16 protein-coding genes, 1 pseudogene and 1 riboswitch are annotated in these 22,320 nt (G+C 43.5%); of the genes and pseudogenes, 9 read left to right on the plus strand and 8 right to left on the minus strand.

Annotation, left to right across the window (positions count from 1 at the left end):
• Positions 1-97: 97 nt before the first annotated feature.
• From ACVBIO_RS20260 to ACVBIO_RS20275, 4 genes are all read right to left on the minus strand, one after another.
• Entirely contained in the window at positions 98-664 is a 567-nt protein-coding gene (locus ACVBIO_RS20260; protein WP_447160558.1) for a LemA family protein, read from the minus strand.
• Positions 665-811: 147 nt separating this feature from the next.
• Positions 812-2,074, minus strand: a complete 1,263-nt coding sequence (locus ACVBIO_RS20265) for a DUF3137 domain-containing protein (RefSeq protein WP_447173303.1) — start codon at positions 2,072-2,074, stop codon at positions 812-814.
• The gene (locus ACVBIO_RS20270) at positions 2,061-3,440 is read right to left on the minus strand and encodes a DUF3137 domain-containing protein (protein WP_447173304.1); all 1,380 of its coding nucleotides are present in this window, start codon (positions 3,438-3,440) and stop codon (positions 2,061-2,063) included. The genes ACVBIO_RS20265 and ACVBIO_RS20270 overlap by 14 nt, the downstream gene beginning before the upstream one ends.
• A gap of 248 nt (positions 3,441-3,688) precedes the next feature.
• Positions 3,689-4,267, minus strand: a complete 579-nt coding sequence (locus tag ACVBIO_RS20275) for a thymidine kinase (RefSeq protein WP_447173305.1) — start codon at positions 4,265-4,267, stop codon at positions 3,689-3,691.
• A 379-nt stretch (positions 4,268-4,646) separates the two neighbouring features.
• On the opposite strand from ACVBIO_RS20275, the gene ACVBIO_RS20280 reads away from it, so the two are divergent.
• On the plus strand, positions 4,647-6,779 hold the full coding sequence (locus ACVBIO_RS20280) for a M3 family metallopeptidase (RefSeq protein WP_447173306.1): 2,133 nt from the start codon (positions 4,647-4,649) through the stop codon (positions 6,777-6,779).
• A 144-nt stretch (positions 6,780-6,923) separates the two neighbouring features.
• On the opposite strand, the gene ACVBIO_RS20285 is transcribed toward ACVBIO_RS20280, so the two are convergent.
• From ACVBIO_RS20285 to ACVBIO_RS20295, 3 genes are all read right to left on the minus strand, one after another.
• Positions 6,924-8,504: a Na+/H+ antiporter NhaC family protein gene (locus ACVBIO_RS20285; RefSeq protein WP_447160563.1), complete on the minus strand. Its 1,581-nt coding sequence runs from the start codon at positions 8,502-8,504 to the stop codon at positions 6,924-6,926.
• Positions 8,505-8,582: 78 nt separating this feature from the next.
• A riboswitch (Lysine riboswitch) is annotated at positions 8,583-8,804 on the minus strand.
• 196 nt (positions 8,805-9,000) lie between these two features.
• A complete protein-coding gene (locus tag ACVBIO_RS20290; protein WP_447163604.1) occupies positions 9,001-9,924 on the minus strand; it encodes an electron transfer flavoprotein subunit alpha/FixB family protein in 924 nt (307 codons plus the stop codon).
• Positions 9,924-10,673 (minus strand): electron transfer flavoprotein subunit beta/FixA family protein, encoded by a 750-nt coding sequence (locus ACVBIO_RS20295; protein WP_447160565.1) that lies wholly within the window; start codon positions 10,671-10,673, stop codon positions 9,924-9,926. Before ACVBIO_RS20295 ends, ACVBIO_RS20290 begins: the two co-directional genes overlap by 1 nt.
• A 343-nt stretch (positions 10,674-11,016) precedes the next feature.
• Between ACVBIO_RS20295 and ACVBIO_RS20300 the strand changes: the two genes are divergently transcribed.
• From ACVBIO_RS20300 to ACVBIO_RS20335, 8 genes are all read left to right on the plus strand, one after another.
• Positions 11,017-11,409 (plus strand): H-NS histone family protein, encoded by a 393-nt coding sequence (locus ACVBIO_RS20300; RefSeq protein ID WP_447173307.1) that lies wholly within the window; start codon positions 11,017-11,019, stop codon positions 11,407-11,409.
• 157 nt (positions 11,410-11,566) lie between these two features.
• Positions 11,567-14,608, plus strand: coding sequence for an amidohydrolase family protein (locus ACVBIO_RS20305; RefSeq protein WP_447173308.1), 3,042 nt, complete (start codon positions 11,567-11,569; stop codon positions 14,606-14,608).
• 35 nt (positions 14,609-14,643) lie between these two features.
• On the plus strand, positions 14,644-16,008 hold the full coding sequence (locus tag ACVBIO_RS20310; RefSeq protein WP_447163645.1) for an amidohydrolase: 1,365 nt from the start codon (positions 14,644-14,646) through the stop codon (positions 16,006-16,008).
• Positions 16,009-16,132: 124 nt separating this feature from the next.
• Positions 16,133-16,516, plus strand: coding sequence for an Rcs stress response system protein RcsF (gene rcsF / locus ACVBIO_RS20315; protein WP_447160568.1), 384 nt, complete (start codon positions 16,133-16,135; stop codon positions 16,514-16,516).
• Between the two features lie 30 nt (positions 16,517-16,546).
• On the plus strand, positions 16,547-17,308 hold the full coding sequence (gene tsaA, locus ACVBIO_RS20320) for a tRNA (N6-threonylcarbamoyladenosine(37)-N6)-methyltransferase TrmO (RefSeq protein ID WP_447169263.1): 762 nt from the start codon (positions 16,547-16,549) through the stop codon (positions 17,306-17,308).
• An 8-nt stretch (positions 17,309-17,316) separates the two neighbouring features.
• Complete coding sequence (locus ACVBIO_RS20325) at positions 17,317-17,952, plus strand: acyltransferase (RefSeq protein ID WP_447160570.1); 636 nt, start codon at positions 17,317-17,319, stop codon at positions 17,950-17,952.
• A gap of 213 nt (positions 17,953-18,165) precedes the next feature.
• Entirely contained in the window at positions 18,166-18,609 is a 444-nt protein-coding gene (locus tag ACVBIO_RS20330; RefSeq protein ID WP_447160571.1) for a universal stress protein, read from the plus strand.
• A 701-nt stretch (positions 18,610-19,310) separates the two neighbouring features.
• Positions 19,311-20,780: an amino acid permease gene (locus ACVBIO_RS20335; RefSeq protein ID WP_447160572.1), complete on the plus strand. Its 1,470-nt coding sequence runs from the start codon at positions 19,311-19,313 to the stop codon at positions 20,778-20,780.
• Positions 20,781-20,909: 129 nt separating this feature from the next.
• Here the strand turns inward: ACVBIO_RS20335 and ACVBIO_RS20340 are convergent.
• A pseudogene (locus ACVBIO_RS20340) lies at positions 20,910-22,238 on the minus strand (serine hydrolase domain-containing protein); the annotation flags it as partial.
• Between the last annotated feature and the right edge of the window lie 82 nt (positions 22,239-22,320).

Consider the following 22,320-nt stretch of genomic DNA (forward strand, 5'->3'; position numbering starts at 1 on the left):
TTGGTTGAGTCTTCATTACGTTTACACCGTTCTATATTAAGGGCAGTTTACCTCATATCGGTGTACAAGTTTATTAAGCCACAATAAGCCCAACGGGTTAAAGGTTAGGTTGATACTCAAACCCTGCTTGTGCTTCGCTATCACTAAAGCTAGCGATTTTTTGCTTACGCAACATGGTGCTGTTGATTAATGAGCCAGGGAACATCTCAATCGCATTGTTAAAGTCTTCTACGTTGGCATTGAAAATGCGAATTGCTGCGCCAATCTGCTCTTGTTGCTCACTTATTTCAGCCATCAGCTTCATGTACACATCAGAGGCTTTTAGCTCTGGATAAGCCTCTACCGTCACTTTAAGGCCTTGCATCAACTCATTAGTGCGCTGCTCCGCTGCGGCTAGCTTTGCGGTATCTACGCCGGCACTCATATCTGCAATCGCACTACGCAGCTGTGTCACCTGAGTTAACACCTCAGATTCATGCAGTTTATATTGCTCAACTAACTGCTCTACCATAGGAATGATTTTATTCTTCTGGCGCTCTTGAGTCAGTACCGACGCCCATGCGCGGTCTACCGCATTATGTTTACCAATAATGCCGTTATACACCATGATGATGGCAACAATGACCACAGCTACAATCACTAACCCGATAACTGAGATATCCATTTAGGTTTTCCTTTTCTATATTTTGATTAACTTGCTGATTCTTTATTTTAATTAGCTTTCAAAGCTTGCTTTTAAAAAATGAGATTTCAAATGCGTTTCCTGACTCACTTCTCTTTAGCCTTCAGTCTTTTATCATTTCAAAATGAATTACGCGCAGGCTTTGAAGTTATTGTCGCTAAAGCGCATCATTTCGTGGACTAATTCGAGCATTTGGTTCATTTGTTTTAACTCGGTATGGCCTGCTAATTCTTCAGCAAAGGCTTTGGGATTATCTAAACCGTTGACTCGTTTAACCGCTAATAGGTCATCACTCACCGCTAAACACAGTTTTCCTTGTTGGCCGAATTCTAATACTGGTTTTTTTAACTGTTTAGCAAATACAGTGAGCTTTTCCTCAACCGCAGGCGACAGCAATCGTGCTGCGCTCATCAGCTCTTTAGCATGGACTCGATATTGGTGATTAAACGCATTAGAAGCACTTTTATAGCGCTCGCCTCGGCCTTTAATGCCAAAGTCGTTGCTAATACTCATATCCTGAGCAAAAGGAAAATCTAATAACACACCATGGCGATAATAGCTGTCTCTCACCGTGCGAGTGGTGCTTTTACCATTAGCGTCGGTAGTTGTTTCAGTGCGTTTTATAATGTAGTGAAAACGATAAAGCTGATAATCGAATTGATGAATATCACCTTGATAAGTACTCTTGTAAAGACTTTGAATTTCTCGCAAATCATTACCGCGTTTAAACTCTTTAAAGCTGGCTTGCAACTCTTTAGCCAGCTTTTTGCCCTCAAATGGGACGGCTTGTAAGTTATTATTAAACAATGCATCTTTTAAAAAAATGGTATCTGACAGTTTATTGCGCCACTTCATGCGGCCTCTAAGCCACAGCAGCATAATTACGCCAACAACGCCATTATGTGCTGCAAAACCTGAGCTCGGATACCAGAAACCTAAAAACGAGGCTAAGGTTTCGAAATACATATTCCAATACCAATGCGGCCATTGCGGCAACAAATTCAGCGCCGCGCCCACAGCAGCCATCAATAGCATCCGTCCCCATTGTGGACCAGGGATAGGTAAGCACTTACCCTTGTCTTCAAAATAGCGGGTTAATGTTGCTAAGCCCAACATTGGATACCAGATCACACTGTAGCTCAATGCGCCTCTAAGAATGTGCATCACAAAATCAGGAACCACTAACCCCAACTCAAAAGCTATCGGCAATAAGGCGAAAAACAATGAAACTGCGCAGAAAAAACGATACCAGTTATCTTGGTAATCTAACGGGCCTTGGTGATGCTCGACTCCATGCACTAATGCAATCAAGTCCTCTTGGCTTTTTGCTGTTTCAACATCGGTGCGGATCGCAGCAATATTGCGAGTCACTTGAGCGTTATAAGCCAGCATGAACGTTGAACTCCGTATCTTTTACTGCTGTTGCATGTGCAGCTTGTGTGGCGTTTGCATTGCTATTGCTAGCAACACTAATATCACTTACAAAACTGGTATCACTTACAAAATTGTTATCAGACAGACGCATGAGTTCATGGATCGCTTCGAGTAGCTTTTGCACCCGCTTTAGCTCGGTATGGCCGGCAATCTCCTTATAAAACTCATCGGGCTTTGCCAGTGAATGTTTTCGCTTTTCGATAATCAGCTTACTGGTAGAGGCTATACACAAACGGCCATCAGTTGATATCTCCACCATAGGCGAGATGAAATTACGATTTAAGTCCAACAGCTTTTCTATCATTGCAGGGGTTAAAAAGCGTGCCGCAGTGGGTTTCTCACAGGCCTGTACTCGATAAATATCATTAAATGCATTCGATTCCGTTTGATACTTGTCCTGATACACTGAGCCTTTAAGTTTTACCTCATCCTCAGCATCCATGCATAAGCCTTTAGCAAAGGGAAAGTCGAGTAACATACCGTAGCGGTCGCGATCTTCATGCACGGTTTTGGTTTTATAGCCACCATTGCCATCTGAGCAGGTTTTAGTGCGTTTAACGGTGTACTGAAAGTGATAAAGCTTATAGTTAAAGCTGTGCTGCTCGCCTTGATAATACCCTGCAAACATCTGCTGAATGTCACGGGTGCCACTGCCGCGACGAAACTCTGCAAACTGCTTTTCAAGTGCGTCTAGTTTGTCTTCAGGTGCTGGCTTAGTTTGTGTTAAGCCATTATTAAATAACGCATCACACCGGAATATTTTATCTGAAAGGTGTTTACGCCAATTGGCGCGATAATCTAACCATACCCAAGTGAGTGAACTGGCGATTACCAGTATAAACCACAGCGAAAACTGATGGTCATCAATTTCCCCCACGCTAATCACATAGCCAAAACCATAGATCACAGCCCAATAGATTTTCGGCCATTCAGGTACATATATAGCGACGCCAACCATAGCGGCAATCAGTAATACAAAACTGATGGGCGTAGCCACCGGTAGCCAACCACGGTCATGGCAAAAACTCACTAACAAGGTGCTCAGTGCCACCGGGAGCCAGTAACAAGAGTCATCAATCACCAACTTGGCTACGGGCTCAACTTGTTCATACCAGAGCCGCATAAATATCAAGACGATACACAAGACGCTAGCGCTAACTAGTAGCCACTTAACAGAGTGCGTTATCTTATCGCGGTAATCCAACGGCCCAGGATGCTGTTTAACTTGAGTGATGATATCGAGCAGATCATCTTGAGAGATAGCGGCATCAACATCACTGCGTAACTTGGCAATGTGCTTGGCAACTATTTGGTTATGCTGCATTAAAATCCTTGTACAACCACAGACTTGGCAATAAAAAAGAGACGCATTATGCAGAATAAAAGCTAAAATTACAGCGGCTTAAATCACTATTTACAAAGTAGATACAGAATGAGTATTTTATAAAATATAAAACGCGTTACGGCGAGGTCCAGGGGTTGGTAAGGACTAACCTTGTGTAGGTTTTACTCATAAAAAAAGCCAACACTTTAACAGCGTCAGCCTTTGTTATTGTCTAAAAGCAGGACGAGTTAGTCCCAGAGAAACTCTCTAAAGTGCTTACGACAAACAGACTCATAACTCTCATTACCACCAATAGCAACCTGCTCACCTTCACGCATGGGTTTGCCATTGCCATCTAGGCGCACCACCATATTGGCTTTACGGCCGCAGTGACAAATGGTTTTAAGTTCTACAAGCTTGTCTGCCCAGGCGAGTAAATACTGACTGCCGCTAAACAACTCGCCTTGGAAATCTGTTTTAAGGCCATAACACAGCACGGGAATATCGAGTATGTCGACCACGTAGGTTAATTGCTTAACCTGCTCTTTGCTTAAGAATTGTGACTCATCAATCAAGATGCAGTGTAAAGTCTGCGCTTCATGACTAGTGCGTATCATGTCACTCAGGTTGTCATTACTACCAAAAACCTGAGCGTCCGTTTCAATACCAATTCGCGATGCAACTTTACCGACACAATATCGATCGTCAATTGACGCTGTCATCACTAAGGTATGCATTCCGCGTTCACGGTAATTATAAGAAGACTGCAATAACGAAGTTGATTTACCCGCATTCATCGCTGAGTAATAGAAATAGAGCTGCGCCAAACTAAGATCCTTAAAGGTGAATTCGCCGCTAGTTTATCACTATTTTCGATAAAAAATCATCTTAACAATATTGATTCAGTGAGTCGTGTCGCGAATAAAATAAGCCTTAACGCTCCCCGATAAAGCGCTCTACTTTTAAGCAACTTTAGCGGCTAATACTTACATTTCGCTTTAAACAGTTTGTTTTCACTACTTATTACATTTAAACGATGTAAAAAGTCGCTACAGGCAACGAATCACTCACTGTTCCAATATGTGACAAACACAACAAAACTCACACAAAATCCTGCACTGAAGCACAAAATCACTCAAATTAAGACACGTTTAATACGCAAATATTAGATTAGAAGCACAATTATAATAAAGGAAGTACAAATCTATGCATAAGACACTCATTGCAGCGGCTATTACCGCAACCTTAGCCTTGAGCGCTTGCTCGACCACATCAACTCAAAATAGCTCTGCGCCGATGGTGCAAACTCAAAATCCATTTCTACAAGCAAGTCAGCTTCAGTATGAAACCCCTGACTTTAGCAAGATCAATGATGAGCACTTTCAACCAGCATTAGAACTTGGGATCAAAGACCATTATCAAGAAGTGTTAGCCATTGCTAACAACTCTGACGCTGCGACGTTTGAAAATACCATCATAGCGCTTGAAAAAAGTGGTGAGCTACTGACCCGTACATCAAAGGTGTTCTACAACTTAGCCGGTACAGACAGCAACCCAACACTACGTAAAGTGCAGGGTGAAATGGCGCCCAAGATGGCCGCTCACTCAGATAACATTAATCTAAATCCAGCCCTATTTACTCGCATCGAAACACTTTATAACCAGCGCGAAAGCTTAGGATTATCAGCCGAAGAAAATCGTTTAGTTGAGGTTTACTATAAGCGCTTTGTGCGCGCAGGCGCCAAGCTAACAGAAACCCAAAAACAGCAGATCAGAGTGCTGAACGAAGAGCAATCAACGCTAACCAATGAGTTTGCTCAACGTTTAATGCGTCTAACCAAAGAAATTGCAGTGGTTGTTGACTCAAAAGAGCAACTTGCAGGTTTATCTGATAGCGCCGTTAAAGCGGCTGCTAGCGATGCAGAAGCAAGCGGACATGCTGGAAAATATCAGTTAAATATCACCAATACCACGCGCCAACCAGTACTGACTCAATTACAAGATAGAGAGCTACGCCAGCAAGTTTGGCAAGCATCTGCTAACCGTGGCCTTGAAGGGGAAAATGAAACGGCTTCATTAGTTGCCCGTCTCGCTCAACTTCGTGCCGAGCGCGCTGCGCTGTTAGGCTTTAATAGCTGGGCTGAATATCGCCTAGCACCACAGATGGCTAAAACGCCGGAAGCGGTTTACAAGATGTTCGGCTCTATGGTGCCTGCAGTGGTAAACAATACCGAAAAAGAAGCGGCAGACATCCAAGCGATGATCAATAAGACTGGCGGTAATTTTGAGTTGGCACCATGGGATTGGGCTTACTACGCAGAATTAGTACGTAAAGAAAAGTACGATTTAGATGAAAGTGCCATTCGCCCGTACTTTGAGTTTGACAGAGTACTAGAAGATGGCGTGTTCTTTACCTTAAAAGCGCTTTATGGCGTGAGCTTAACTCCGCGTCCCGATCTTCCTGTTTATCATGAGGATGTGAAAGCCTACGAAATGTTTGATGAAGATGGCACAAGTATCGCAATCTTCTACGCCGACTACTTCTCTCGTGAAGGTAAGCGCGGCGGAGCATGGATGAGCTCATTTGTTACCCAGTCAGAGCTACTTAACCAAAAGCCTGTTGTGGTTAACGTGATGAATATTAAAAAAGCCCCTAAAGGCGAGCCAACTTTTGTTAGCTACGATGAAGTCACCACCATGTTCCATGAAATGGGACACGGTACTCATGGCATGTTCTCTAAAGTAGTTTACCCTACACTTTCAGGCACGTCTGTATCACGAGATTTCGTTGAATTTCCATCCACATTTGAAGAAGATTGGGCAGCTCACCCTAAAGTGTTAGCCAACTATGCAAAACACTATGAAACTGGTGAGCCCATTCCTGAAGAGTTGCTAAGCAAACTTCTTAAGTCTCGTAGCTTTAACCAAGGCTTTGATACCTTAGAATATATGTCTGCTGCGCTGGTTGATTTAGAGTGGCACTCACTTAACGCGGATGCACCACTACAAGATGTGGCCAGCTTTGAAGCGGCAGCGCTTAAGAAGCACGGCGTAGATTTACCTGCTGTGCCGCCACGCTATAAGTCGACTTACTTTGCTCACGCCTTCCCGGGCGGATACTCTGCAAGTTATTACGCTTACATGTGGAGTGAGATTTTAGCTGCTGATGCGTTTGCCTACGTGCAAACACAAGGTGGCTTAAATCGTGAAATTGGCATGAAGTTTAGAAAGACTATCCGCGAAGTCGGTAATACCGTTGCGCCTATGGATGCCTACAAAGCCTTTAGAGGTCAAGAACCGACGACTGATGCATTGTTAGAGCGACGTGGCTTAAACTAAGCGCTATTGCGCTACAGAGGTCATACGCTGCCAGCTAAATGGGTTAGCCTAAAAACAAAAAATCCGCTCTAACTAGAGCGGATTTTTTATGGTTCTAATTTATCGAGGTGCAGCTTGCGCATATCTCAATAAGGGCTATTACCTTTATTGCTTACATTGAGAATCAGGTGAACATGCCTTGATCCGTAGCACAATAATACTGATCACAAACAATACGCTACAAGCGATTAAGCCCGCAGTAACCGATTCAGTAAAGCCGAGCACTAAGTAACCCACAATACTGATCCCCGCAACAATTAATGCGTAAGGCAATTGCGTCATAACATGGTCAATATGGTGGCAGTTCGCTCCGGTTGACGACAAAATAGTGGTATCAGAAATAGGAGAGCAATGGTCTCCAAATACCGCACCCGCAAGCACTGAAGATAGCATTGGCAACATCATGCCAGTGTGACTTCCCATCGCCATATCGGCTGCAATTGGCAGCATAATACCAAAGGTACCCCAGCTGGTGCCGGTTGAAAATGCAGTCAAACCTGCAAGAATAAAGAGCACTGCAGGAAGCATCGCAAATGGAATGTTACCCGTTGCCAAGCTCGCCATGTATTTACCGGTTTCAATCTGTCCAATCACACCCGCAATGGTCCAAGCAAACAGTAAGATATAGATTGCAGGCAGCATAGACTTAGCGCCTTCAAACAGGCCTTTAGCAATCATAGACTTAGCCACGCCTTGATAGATGACTAATGCAAGCGTTACAACTAAGCCAAGCAAAGCACCAAAGAATAGCGATGAACCTACATCGGTATTTTCAAATGCGCCAATTAGACTAAATTCTATGCCTTTAGCCGCTAATGCATCCCCACCACTGCTTACCATGAAGTAGAAAGTGGCAAAAACTAACACTGTGATTGGCAGGAATAAGCCAATAATCTTACCCGTATCCGCTTCTGGTAAACCAGAGTTAGCCCCAGGCGGTAACCCTTTAGACTCGTCGTATAAGTGGCCTTTTTGTGCGTTCAGCTCTTGCTGACGCATTGGGCCAATATCTAATCCCATTAACGCAACACAAAGCAGCAGTAACAATGCAAAGATCGCGTAGAAGTTCATCGGGATCATCTGTACGAATATGCTCAAATGCCCTGTATCGGCAAATCCATGTGCGGTTAGAATGCCGCCAATCAAGGCGATGATATAAGCACCCCAACTTGATACAGGTGAAATAACGCAAATAGGCGCGGCTGTAGAATCAAGTAAGTAGGCTAACTTAGTACGTGAAATGTAATACCTGTCGGTGAGTGGTCGTGCGACACTACCAACAACTAAACTGTTGAAGTAATCGTCAATGAAAACCACACAACCTAAAAACATGGTGAGTAGCTTAGCATCGCGCTTATTACGAATATGAGTACGAGCCCAATCAGCAAAGGCTCTTGCTGAACCACTTACCGTGATCAACGCAGTGATCATACCCAGTACCACTAAGAAACCTAAAATATATAGGTTCCAACTATTTAAAGCACCATCGTCCCATACGAGAGACAGCACTTTAGTACTTAAATATTGACCCGTTTGCATTACAGAAAAATCGGTAAGCAGTAATGCTCCCAACAAAATCCCAAAACCCAAAGAGAGCAAAACACGACGCGTGAGCATCGCCAGTACGATGGCCACTACCGGAGGTAGCAGCGATAAAGCCGAATCGGCATAGCTTATAATTGTCATTTTTAATTTCTTCGCTAAATACGAATGGAGGCCGACTGAACTGGTGGGATATAGCAGTAGATATCTGATTACACCTGTCCTATCAGTAGCGCTCCATAGCCATATTAATGGTTCGTCATTAATATAAAAATTCTTATCTTCCAGATAAGAAATACTATGGCAGTGCTGTACCTATTTGGTTACAGCCCCAGCAACTAGCCCCGATATGCTATGTCACTTCGGCACTAAATCCTTTCTCGATAGATCAGCGGTATCACCCTACTTATCGATACTAATATTTAATGCACCTCTACTTCTCAGGACGCAATTTAAGGCTAGCTCAAAAAGCGTGACGGACATAAAAACATAAGCGGCTTTAGAGATGCTACTCTAAAGCCGCTTATCGTGACACAGATCACTAACAATACCCAGTACAACTCACAGCTATTAACAGTTTACCAAACTATTAAATACAATTGACCTTGCTGTAGCAGTAATCGGTTATACCAAGTTCCATTTACAGCAGTGCGATTAATTTTGGCACAGCTTCAAAAAGATCGGCTTCAAGACCATAATCTGCCACTTGGAAAATCGGAGCTTCTGGATCTTTGTTGATAGCAACAATCACCTTTGAATCCTTCATGCCAGCCAAGTGCTGAATCGCGCCTGAAATACCCACAGCAATGTATAAATCTGGCGCAACAATTTTACCGGTTTGGCCTACTTGTAAGTCGTTTGGTACGTAGCCTGCATCAACTGCCGCACGAGATGCGCCAAGCGCGCCACCTAACTTATCAGCCAGTTGCTCTAAAATAGCGAAGTTTTCACTATTTCCTAGCGCGCGGCCACCCGACACCACTACCGATGCACTGCCAAGCTCTGGACGCTCAGATTCCGTTAGGCTTTGAGTCACAAACTCTACCTGCGAAGCAAACTCTGGTGATAGTGTCACCAATCCAGCACTGCCGTCTGCAGCAACCGCGTCAAACGCGCTTGAGCGAACCGTCATGACTTTCTTGTCATCTAAACTTTGTACCGTCGCAAGGGCGTTACCCGCATAAACTGGACGAACAAAGGTGTCAGAACTCACCACTTCTATCACTTCAGAAAGCTGAGATACATCGAGTAACGCAGCAACGCGCGGCAACACATCTTTACCAAAGCTTGAAGCTGCAGCGAGTACATGTTCATAATCAGATGCGATGCTTATCATCAAGTCTGACACATTGTCCGCGAGGTGATTGGCGTATGACCCTGAGTCTGCAACCAAGACATTTCGCACACCAGCTAACTTTTGTGCTTCGCTTGCCACAGCACCACAGTTATGGCCAACGACTAATACGTCGATGTCGCCACCAATTGCCTGAGCACAGGCAACGACTTTAGCGGTATCCAGCTTTAGACTGGCGTTATCGTGTTCTGCTAATACTAAAATTGCCATTAGATCACCTTCGCTTCATTCTTTAACTTTTCAACCAACTCCTCGACAGACGCAACCATGACTCCACCACTGCGCTGGGCAGGTGGTGTGACTTTAACAATTGTCTGATGAGATTTAAGCGTGACGTCAAGATCTGCCGGCGTCAGAGTTTCAAGCGGTTTGCGCTTGGCTTTCATAATATTGGGTAACTTGGCATAACGCGGCTCATTCAGACGAAGGTCAGCGGTAACCACTGCTGGCAATGAAACGTTAACGGTCTGTAGACCACCATCAATTTCACGCGTCACAACGAGCTTATCGCCATCAAGTTTCACTTCTGAGGCAAACGTTGCTTGCGGCATTTTAGCGATAGCGGCAAGCATCTGACCTGTTTGGTTGTTATCACCGTCAATCGATTGCTTACCAAGAATAACCAGCTGTGCTTGCTCTTTTTGCTGCACGGCATGAATAAGCTTAGCGATTGATAACGGAACCAAGTCTTCATCGGTTTCAATATGGATTGCACGATCGGCGCCCAATGCAAGTGCGGTTCTTAACTGCTCTTGCGATGCTTTAGGACCAACACTTAATACGACAATTTCAGAGGCGCTTCCGGCTTCCTTTAAACGAACGGCTTCTTCAACGGCAATCTCACAAAAAGGGTTAATGGCCATTTTTAGGTTTGCGGTATCAACACCAGTATTGTCAGCGTTAACCCTGACTTTTACATTGGCATCGACGACACGTTTAACTGGCACCAATACTTTCATAGGGCTTCCTTCTTACGTCTCTTTTAATGATCGGAATTAAGTAACCTAGCAGCAATATATGCCCAGCAAAGATTACTGAAATTAGGCTCACTTTACGTGCTGTTAACGTTAACGTCAACCGAGTTTCAAACACCTGTTCACTCTAGTTGACACTAGATAACATTTGCTTGTATTAATCAGCATAAAAACATTTATTAACTCGCAATATTAGTCTCATTATTCATATCAACCATATTCGATATAAATAATTCAAAAATAATATTTGCTCCGAAGCTAAATAGTTTCTATTATTTAACTCAATAATCTAATTCCCCATTTCATTCTTAATTGGACCCGAATAATTATGAGCGATTTTCTTGAAATATTGACCCATGGTCGTCGTTTTAAAGCAGCAGTTAAAGAATTATCACTGAATGATTTAAAAGAGCTGTCAGTAAAGTTAGAAAAAATTATTGAAGAAAAAGCTTCTCAACAAGCTGAAGAGCAAGAAGCAATGGCTGAGCGTAATGCCAAAATCGAAGAGATCCGTAAGCAAATGGAAGCTATCGGATTATCTGTTGATGATATTGGTGGAGCAGCAGTGAAAGCCGCTCCTAAGAAGCGTGCTCCTCGCCCAGCTAAATATCAAATTGAAGTTGATGGCGAGATGGTTCAATGGACTGGCCAAGGTCGCATGCCTACCGTATTTAAGAGTCAACTTGAAAACGGCCGTACTATGGAAGACTTCTTGATCTAATTTCAAGTCTACCGACTAAAGCCCTGCTATATGCAGGGCTTTTTTGTTTTTACGTTAATAATATTACATTGGTCGTTACAATTGCTGCTTAGTCATTGTTAATAAGTTAGGATACCCTCACCTATTTCCTGTTTATCTAACAATAATAAGTAGAATAATGCGTAAACATATCATCACAACCCCAATCGCTTTACTTAGCTTGTTATGCAGTCACGCTGCGTTTGCTAATGAGCAACTCACTGATAACACACCAAGACTTACAGCATTAACTCATGCAGAACTGATGCTTGCCCCTGGTAAATCGTTAAAGAATGCCACCTTATTGATTGAAAATAACAAAATTAAGGCTGTTATCAAAAACAACGATATTCCTGAAGATGCTTTTGTTATTGATTTAACGGGACATACAATATATTCAGGCTTTATCGATCCCTTTACTGAATATGCCATTGAGTATGAAAGAGAAGCCCAAGATAAATCGGGGCCTGTATATGAAATAAAGCGAATTGGCGGCAATGCGAGTAATGGCGCAATACATGCCCAAATGCAATGGTTTAATTATGTCTACCCAGATAAAGACCAAGCAAAAAAATGGATTGATAACGGCTTCACCAGTGTTCAGTCTAGTTATTTAGATGGGATCTTTAGAGGACAAGGCGTGACAATATCATTAGCTGATAAAAAAGCTAACGATGTTATTTATAATGCACAGACAAGTCAGTTTATGGCCTTTAACAAAGGTTCATCTGTTCAAGATTATCCACAATCCTTAATGGGTAGTCTGGCATTAATAAGACAAACCTTCTCTGACGCTAAATGGTATAACGAAAATAAGAATAAAACCGCCTCTAGTAACGAGGTAGAATTTAATATTGCCTTAGAACGCTTAGGTGACCCAAAAAAACAACACTTTATCTTTGAGACTAAAAACCTCAATAACCAATTACGTGCAGCTCGATTATTAAACGAACATAACTTTAGCGGAAGCTTAATTGGTAACGGCAGTGAATATGCAAGGCTTTCTGAATTAAAGTCCTACCCCTTTAGTCTCGTTTTACCCTTAAATTACCCAGCAGCTCCAAAAATAACCGACGGTGACAGTGAGCGAGAGGTGAGTCTTGCCTCTTTAAGACACTGGGAACGTGCCCCGAGTAATCTCGCTATGGTGGCAAATGCAGAAATCCCCTTTGCATTAACTCAATATGGAATAGAATCCGATAAATTTTGGCCAAGGCTTAAACTCGCACTGACGAGAGGTTTATCTGAAGAAGCTGCACTGGCAGCGCTGACCACTGACGCCGCTGAAATTTCGGGAATTGATCACTTAGCCGGTAAGTTAGAGCCTGGCTTTATGGCTGATTTGGTGATCACCGATGGTAATATTTTTGATGACGGTAAAATTGTCAGTATTTGGTTACAAGGTGAAGAGCAGCAAGTCATCAATCGAGACCGAGCACTACTCGATCATGCCTATCAAATACAGATAGACGAATTAACCTTTGACCTTAATATCAGTCAATTCCCATCGCTAAGTGGTACTCTCTCAAGTGGCGAAAACGATATAAACCTTGCCAATCTGGACTATCAGTTAGGTCGCCTAAGCTTTAGCGCTGATCTTTCCAAGGCCGGCATAGAAGGTGTGAGTCGCTTTACGCTATGGTTAGATAACCAAGGATTAAGAGGCCGGTTACTCGATGGCAATAACCAAGCTATCCCCTTTGGCGGAATAAAGCTTGAGCCCATGGCCACCACAGACAATAGTGACAATGGTAATAAAGACAACGTAAAGCTTATATCCAAACAAACCTCCCCCAATGTGGCGTATGGCTTAAATGAGCAACCCGCACTTGATAAAGTGCATATTAAGAATGCCACCATCTGGACATCTGATGAGAGTGGCGTGTTAGTCAATAATGATTTGATTATTTCTCGGGGAAAAATTGAAGAGATAGGTCAAAATCTTAAAACACCTTCTGGCTACACCACTATTGATGCCACAGGGAAACACCTTACTGCTGGTATTATCGATGAGCATTCTCATATTGCCCTTAATGGCGGCACGAATGAGGGTACCGATGCGATAACCTCTGAGGTACGTATTGGCGATGTGATCAATCCAGACGATATTGCTATTTACCGAGGCCTTGCTGGCGGTGTTACCACAGTGCAGCTCCTACACGGCAGCGCTAACCCCATTGGCGGCCAAGCACAGATCATTCAGCTTAAGTGGGGTGATAATGCCCAGCAGCTTAAATTTGAAGGTGCACCAGCAAGTATTAAATTTGCCTTAGGTGAAAACGTAAAACAGAGTAATTGGGGTGATGCTTTCACCCGCCGATTCCCTCAAAGCCGTATCGGGGTCAAATCGCTGTTTAGTGAAGCCTTCAATGAAGCCCTTGCCTACCGCAAAGCACAAACGGATTATAACAAGATGCGTTCAAGCGAGCGTAGACGTACCGTTGCACCGCAATATAACTACCGCTTAGAGGCCATTGCTGAAGTACTTGAGCAAACTCGTAATATCCATATTCATTCTTATGTGCAATCTGAAATATTAATGTTCCTGCGTCTTGCTGAAGCGTATAACTTTAAGGTCAGCACCTTTACCCATATTCTTGAAGGTTACAAAGTTGCCGAAGAGATGGCTAAACATGGTGCTCATGCTTCTACCTTCTCTGATTGGTGGGCGTACAAATTTGAAGTCTATGATGCTATTCCACAAAATACCTGCTTAATGCAAGACAAAGGCGTACTCACCAGCATCAACTCCGATGACTATGAGATGCAGCGCAGACTTAACCAAGAAGCGGCAAAGTCGATGATGTATTGCGGTATGTCAGCAGAAGATGCCTGGAAGATGATCACCATCAACCCAGCTATTCAGCTTGGTATCGACGCGCAGGTCGGTTCATTGGTTGAAGATAAACAAGCCGATGTTGTGCTATGGGATAACCCGCCACTATCAGTCTATGCCAAGGTGGATTCGACCTGGATTAACGGCCGCCGCTATTTTGATCGTGAACAAGACAAAGTAGCGCAAATTGACGTCGTAACAGAACGCGCGGCGTTAATTCAAAAAGTCCTGCGCAGCGATGATGTCCATAAACAAGGTGAAAACCCCATTGATTTAACAGAGCCAGAATGGCACTGCGATACCCACTTCAACGCATGGCAACAGTCAGCGACAGGAGCACTGTAATGAAGTTAAATACCTCTTTTAAACATAGCGTTTTTATGCAGGCCGCAGCCCTGCTAAGCCTGCCTTTTTGTTTTATGGCAAACGCCCATGACATGCTACCGGCAAAGGCACAAAGCCAGACCATACTGTTTACTAACGCAACGGTGCACACTGTCACTCATGGCGTAATGCAAGACAGCGACGTGCTGATTGCTGATGGTAAAGTCATTGCCGTCGGGCAAGATTTAGATGCGGCCAAAACGAACGTTGCAGAGCCCGCTGGCAATGCCTCATCCAATGCACCATTAAATTCAACATTAGACGCAGGAGCAAGCCCAGATCACTCACTGCTGCTTGTTGGCGCCGAAATTATCGATGCCAGCGGTAAGCATCTGTATCCAGGACTCATCGCCCTAGATACCACCATGGGATTAATTGAAGTTGAAATGATGCGTCCCAGTAATGATGCCTATGAAGTGGGTTATATCAATCCGCAATTAGAAGCGATTAGCGCATTTAATCCGGATTCTGAGATTATCCCCACGGTGCGCGTTAACGGCATTACTCACGCCCAAGTCGTGCCACAAGGCGACGGTTTAGCTGGTCAGTCGGCATTGGTGTCAATGGACAGCTGGACCATTGAGGATGCCTTAGTTGAATCAAATAAGCAGTTTCACCTTTACTGGCCACATGTTCGCTGGTTATCAAAAGAGGCGGATAAGCGTAAAGAACAGTTAGCGGATCTCAAGCGTAGACTCGATACCGTCTACAGTGCTTTTGCCGATGGCAAGCGCTATCAACTCGCTGATAAAGCCGACAAGGTCAATACGATTGACCTTAGGTGGCAGGCGCTTGCTCCTTTATACGAAGGTAATGCACAACTATTTATTCATGCGCAGTCACAAAAGCAGATTGAAGAGGCGATAGCTTTAGCTAAGCTTTATGACTTTAACATCGTCATAGTCGGTGGATACGATGCCTGGCGAGTGGCTGACGCCTTAGCGGAAGTGAATGCTAAGGTGGTTTACAATCAAACCCTAGCACTGCCTAAACGCAATGATGAACCTATTGATCTCGCCTTTAAGATCCCCGCATTGTTAAAACAAGCACAAGTCCCCTTTGCGCTCGCTTTTTCATCTGACTGGAATAGTAGAAACTTACCTTTTGCAGCCGGACAGGCCGCAGCATATGGTTTAACCAAAGAGGATGCGCTTAAAAGTATCACTTTAGATGCTGCAAAAGTATTAGATATTAATGACATGGGGGCTATCGCACCTGGATTTAAAGCCAATCTAATCTTAGCAACGGGTGATATATTGGATCCTATGCATGCAGGTATTGAATCTGTTTATATTGATGGCCGAAAAATTGATCTTAATAATCGTCATCAACAGCTTTATCAAAAGTATCTAAAGCGCTAGAATTTCAAACTTATAGCGCAACGAAAGCTTAATCGTGAAAAAGTGCTCTTTATGAGCACTTTTTTATTAATGGCTTGAGTGAGCAACGGCATTTTAACCTCAATAATAAGACAGGCCCGCCACCATGAAATATTTATTACCCTCTGCTTTTATCCTTTTGCTGAGCGGCTGTGCCGGTGAATATACCTTTAACAGCAATTTGGACAGCGATGCAATTAATGACTACTTTAAAGCATCGGACGTGACGGTTTATGAAGGTACACTGCAACCTGTAGGCCCTTTTGAGATTAAAGGTATGGTCGAAGGTGAAACCTGCCAAATATCAAACAATGATGCACCAGCCTCAATCGTTGAAGCTCGTACGCTGGCTCGCCGAGCAGCTGCAGACAAGCAAGCTAACGGGCTAGTGATAAAAAAATGTTTGTTGATTAAAGAAGCAAGCCAGAACTGTGTTAGCCGCGCGATTTGCGTTGGCCAAGCAATTGTCACCAAAAGTGACACTCAATAATTTTATTTACTCATTTTAGAAGTAACCTTAATGTCTTTTACCAGCCAGATCCAAGCAGTGGCTTTTTGCCGCACTCCCTATAAACAAAAATTTGGCATACCTAGGCAGCCAGGTTTAGTGAGTGCCGCCCGCGGTTTTGTTGAATTAGCTCCACCTTTTAATCAAATTGATGCAGTGAGAGGATTGGAACAATACTCTCATTTATGGCTGCTATTTTGTTTTCATGAAAACCTCGCTGCCGGCTGGAAAACAACGGTGCGCCCTCCAAGACTCGGTGGTAATGAAAAGCTTGGCGTATTTGCCACGCGCTCTACCTTCAGACCTAACGGTATTGGCCAGTCAGTGGTTAAGCTCCATGCTGTGCATACTCATAACGGCAAAGTTAGCCTTGAGATCTCGGGCATGGACTTGCTTGATGGCACGCCGATTATTGATATTAAGCCCTATATTCCCTTTTCTGACTCAATCGACAATGCTCAAGGGGGAATTGCCCAGGAAGCGCCAGTTTTAGCCAAGGTGAATTTTACCGAGCAAGCACTAAAACAACTTGAGCTATATCAGCAAAATCCAGCTTACCCGCACCTTGCAGAATTGATTGAAGGTGTACTGGCACAAGATCCCCGCCCTGCCTATAAAAAATCTAAAGCCGATCCTAAGCTGTATCAAGTCGCGCTATATGACTTAGATATCTTATGGGTGATAACCGATACCGGGATTGAAGTCACTGAACTTAGAGCCTCTACGGTGGGCAAAACCCAGCCACCGGCAACTCAGTCAGCTCATCAAAGCTAGATAGCCATATGAATCCGCCACCAGCAGCACAACATAAGCCTGATTATCAAACTCAGCATAAAAAGCGCCTGTCTTATATGCCATGGCTTTATTTCTCATTAAAAGAGAAGCACCTAGAATGGGCAAAACCTTGGCAAGATGATGTACAAGCCCACTTTTGTGCAGTTGAAACCGTCTCTATTGGCGAGCGCTGTTTCATCGCGCCAGAAGCGAACCTGTTTGCCGAGCCTGGTCGCAATATCACTATCGGTGAGCAATGTATGATTGCTGCCGACAGCTTCTTACATGGCCCCATTAGCCTCGGCAATGAGGTCGCGATTAATCACGGCTGCTCACTGGATGGTGGCCGCCATGGTATTACTATTGGTCATCAAACCCGTATCGCCAATAACGTGACTATTTACGCCTTTAATCACGGCATGGCGTCCGATATGCCTATCTATCAACAGCCATCTAACTCTAAAGGCGTGGTGATAGGTGAAGATGTCTGGATTGGCGCTCAAGCGGGTATTGTCGATGGCGTCACGATTGGCAATCATGCTGTCATTGGTATGGGCGCTATTGTCACTAAAGATGTGGCTGATTATGCAATTGTGGCAGGAAATCCAGCACGAGTGATTGGTGATAGGCGAGATAAGCGCTAGCCGTTTCAGTGCAACTACAACATAAAAACTAGCCTACAGGGCTTTGACTTCCTGCTGAGCAATCACTTATTTAATGTGGTTGGAATTAAGATCATCCCTTGAAAATGATTCCCCTAATCACGAAACATATTTTGGCCTTGGTATAAAGCACATTTGAGCTGTGATATTTAACCACCTATATTTATTGAGTAACCATGTAAATAGGAGGATGCGATGCGCACTCGAGATATTTTGTGCCCGATAGACTTTTCAGAAACGGCTAATCACGCACTAGGATATGCCGTCGAAATGGCAAACTTATATAGGGTAAATATTCAGTTATTAAATGTAATAGGCCTACCTTATATCGCACCAGATTTCGGCATTGTGATAAACAGCCCCGCAGAGCAACTCATAGACCCTGAACCCTATGCCAATGATAAGATGAAACAGATAGTGGCTGAAGTACGTGAAATGCTCCCAAAAGGCTTGAGGGTAAATAGCAAAATCCGCACGGGGGATGTAGTTAAGCAAATTTTAGCGGAAGCTGAAGCACAAAGAGTCGGAATGATTGTCATCGCCAGCCACGGCTATACGGGGTTATCTCACCTATTAAACTCCAACGTCGCTGAAACTATTGCAAATCAGGCTAAATGTCCTGTTCTGGTCGTTAAATAGTAGCACTCGATATTAACCGCTAGGTTATTGGCTACATCTCTGCAGTTCTGTTATGCCAATCAGTATAAGAAGTTGATCGACTCAGAGCGTTTTTTGACACTCTAATTCAAGGCGAATAGATGAGATAGTGGTTGTTCCCTTCAGAACCTATTCAGCGCAGAAGTAGGCAGCCAAAAACACTCTTTCAGTATCGGTTTACACTTTTTTACAACCACAAATTCTCCTGAGCTACATTGAGAAAACACGCACATAAACGAGCCGTAATACACGGCGTGGCGACGCTAACCCAGTCGTCATTGGTATAAAAGCAGTCACCTCTAAAACCGTTTGCAATTATGTAATTATGGAGGATTGTCCAGCTAAAACCCTGGGGGTATGCAAAGTAAAACCTAATGCTTGCGCACCGCGCTGGCTGCATTGCTCCGCGTTACGCGCGCTCTTTTAAACTAATTTTGTCATTTTCTTGAATAAATTCAATTTAAAACGGTGGTATTGCAATATTTGTTCTATCTTCAATAGTAATAATGTAAGCCCTTGACCAATTGAGAGTTATAACTATGTCACCCCATACTCAAAATCCAGCTAACTGCAATTGCATAAAATTTAACCTTCAAAGATATCCAATATCTCAAATTTAAGTTTTCCGCACTTTACTTTTTAAATAAATATATAAGATGTGTACTAACCTGGGAGTCCATTTAATGAAACAACAAAATGCGCCAACAAGTACAGCTAGGCATATGAGCCTATTTGGATTTTTTGCTCTAACCGCCACCATGGTTATGACCGTATATGAATACCCGACCTTTGCTTCATCGGGCATATCACTGGTTTTCTATTTGGTTGTCGCGGGTGTCTTTTGGTTTTTACCTGTCGCTTTATGCGCTGCTGAAATGGCAACTGTCGAAGGTTGGGACAAAGGGGGGGTATTCACTTGGTCTGGACATGCATTAGGAGAACGATGGGGCTTTGCTAATATCTTTTTCCAATGGTTCCAAATCACCGTTGGTTTTGTCACCATGATTTATTTCATTTTAGGCGCGCTGTCCTATGTATTTGACTGGGCTGCACTCAATGATAATAGTACGATAAAGTTTATCGGAGTAATGGTTATTTTTTGGGGACTCACTTTATCTCAATTAGGCGGAACCAAGTACACAGCAATGATCTCCAAAGTCGGTTTCTTGCTCGGTATTCTCATTCCAGCCTGTATCCTATTTAGTCTCTCGATTGCATTTTTTGTCACTGGTGGTATCAGTGATATGCCGATCACCACTGAAGCCTTATTACCAGACTTCACCCAACTCAATACCTTGGTTGTATTTGTGTCATTTATCCTTGCCTATGCGGGTATTGAGGCATCGGCGACCCACGCCAACGAAATGAAAAACGTAAAAAGAGATTACCCTATCGCTATTATCATGCTGGTGATATTAGCCATTGTGCTAAATGCCATCGGTGGCGTTGCGATTGGTGCTGTCGTACCTGAGAAAGAACTTGGGCTGTCAATTGGAGTAATCCAAGGATTCGAAGGGTTATTTCACTATTTCACTCATGATATGGATTGGGCAATTCGAGTGATTGCGGTGTTAATTGCACTTGGCGTAGTCGCTGAAGTATCGGCCTGGGTAGTTGGCCCATCATGGGGTATGTTAGAAGCAGGGAAAAAAGGCTTACTCCCCGCTAAACTCTCTGCCACAAATGCTGAAGGCGTGCCAGTTAACTTTTTACTTCTACAAGGTGCGATTGTTTCAATATGGGCGGCGGTACTGACATTTGGTGGGGGTGGCGCTAACGTTTCCTTCTTTACCGCAATATCGCTAACGGTAGTGATATACGTTGTCGGCTATATTATCTTCTTCCTCGCCTATATGAAGGTCGTGCTAAGTTATTCAAACCTGCCTCGCGCCTTTGAAATTCCTGGAGGAAAAGGCGTTAAGATGTTCGTCGCTATCAGTGGATTAGTTATATCCATTGTTGCTCTTGCAATCTCATTTATTCCACCGGCACAAGTTGGCGGAGGAGCTGCTGCAACTGAGTATATGACGATTCTGGTTGTGAGCTTTGCTATTACCCTTGTTTTGCCATTTTGGATATACCACGTAATGCGTAAAAATAATCCATTGCCACCAGGCGTAAAAATGCTTGATGACAACGAAACTTCAAGCTAATAGCAATGGTTGAGGATAGAGAACAGAGATCTCTATCCTCTATAAAACCCAATAACCTCGTTATCTTAAAAAGCCACTAACTTTTAGTGGCTTTCTTTTATCGATATACCGTTAAAGTTAAACCAGAACCTAAGCCCAGGTTTGTAATCCTATTATGCCAAACCAAGCTAAATAACTGACCACCAACAAGTGTGTAAAAGAGGCAATGGTGCAATACCAGTAGTTCACCTTATTCATCTCACTCGCCTTCGCTTTTATGGCCACATAACAACCTAAAAACGTAAAGATTAACAAGGCTATACTTGATAGCATTAAGCCTATGGACACATAGGTTATGTTACCCAATAACCTGAAAGGGTCGACACCACCAAGTTGGAACATAAACACAAAACATAAGACCGACAATGTTGCGAGTAAAGGCCATACTCGGATCATTAATGCATTACCTTTAATGTCAGCGCCCATAATGATACGCACTCCCCACACCAATAAATACAGCAGGCCTGTCACGTTGATAATCAACCAGAGGGCTAATATTGTAAACTGGCCAAAGACTATCACGGCACTGACGGAGCGATATACCGATGAGTCAGAATGAAAAACCGGCCCTACCAATGGATCTTCAACAAATGATAGGTTCATTTCACCGGTTTCGGCTGACTGAAACAATGTCTCAGAAACTGGAAAATATTCCTTAGGTACACCACCTAATAAATTTGTTCGAATGAGTTTTCCACCCTTAAATGTAAATTGGTAGATATTCAATACCCGCTCAAGAAACTCGGTCATCGCCATGCGTGAATTAATTGGATAATAATATCCTTGCAACGCTTTCATTGAGTCAGTCACAGCTTGTGTGGCTGTGATACTTTTTTCTGTAAGCTCTTTAGTTTCAAATTCACGGATGAGATCAGTAATTTTCTTTACCGACTGCGCGTCATCAGAGTTAATCATCACAACATGACCCACGCCCGCTTCGGGTAAATATTCAAGCTTGGTTATTCCGCCGTTAACCCCACCGTCATGACCTTGGTAGATCCATTGTTTGTAAGGGGTTGAGTAATTGCTAAGTCCGTAACCCGCCGTTTGACCAGCTTGTGCCGCAGGTGTTGACTTAACTTGCTCCATGCGCGCAAATGAAGCTTCAGAAATCAATGGCTGCTCAACAGTACGTCCTCTATTCACCAGAAAAGACAGAAACTTTGCCATATCATTAGCTGAGGCATTTATTGAGCCCGATGGCCGCATAATAATGTGCCAATATGCCTCTTCTTTCCCCTTAGAATAAAGTGTCGCACCTTTGGCTTTAACATCATCAGACTGGAAATAGCTCATGGTCTCCATCCCCATAGGAATGAAAAAGTTTTCGGCAACGTAATCTTCAAATACTTGCCCAGTGACCTTTTCGACGATATACGCGGCAACAGGAGGTCCGGCATTGCAGTAAGCCATTCTACTACCAGGCTGATGTGGTCAACTAAAACTGTACACCAACAGGGGATGCGTATTTACGCAGCCATTTCGGCCGCTGTTGGTGTCA

This window comes from Shewanella sp. 0m-8, from assembly GCF_052977265.1.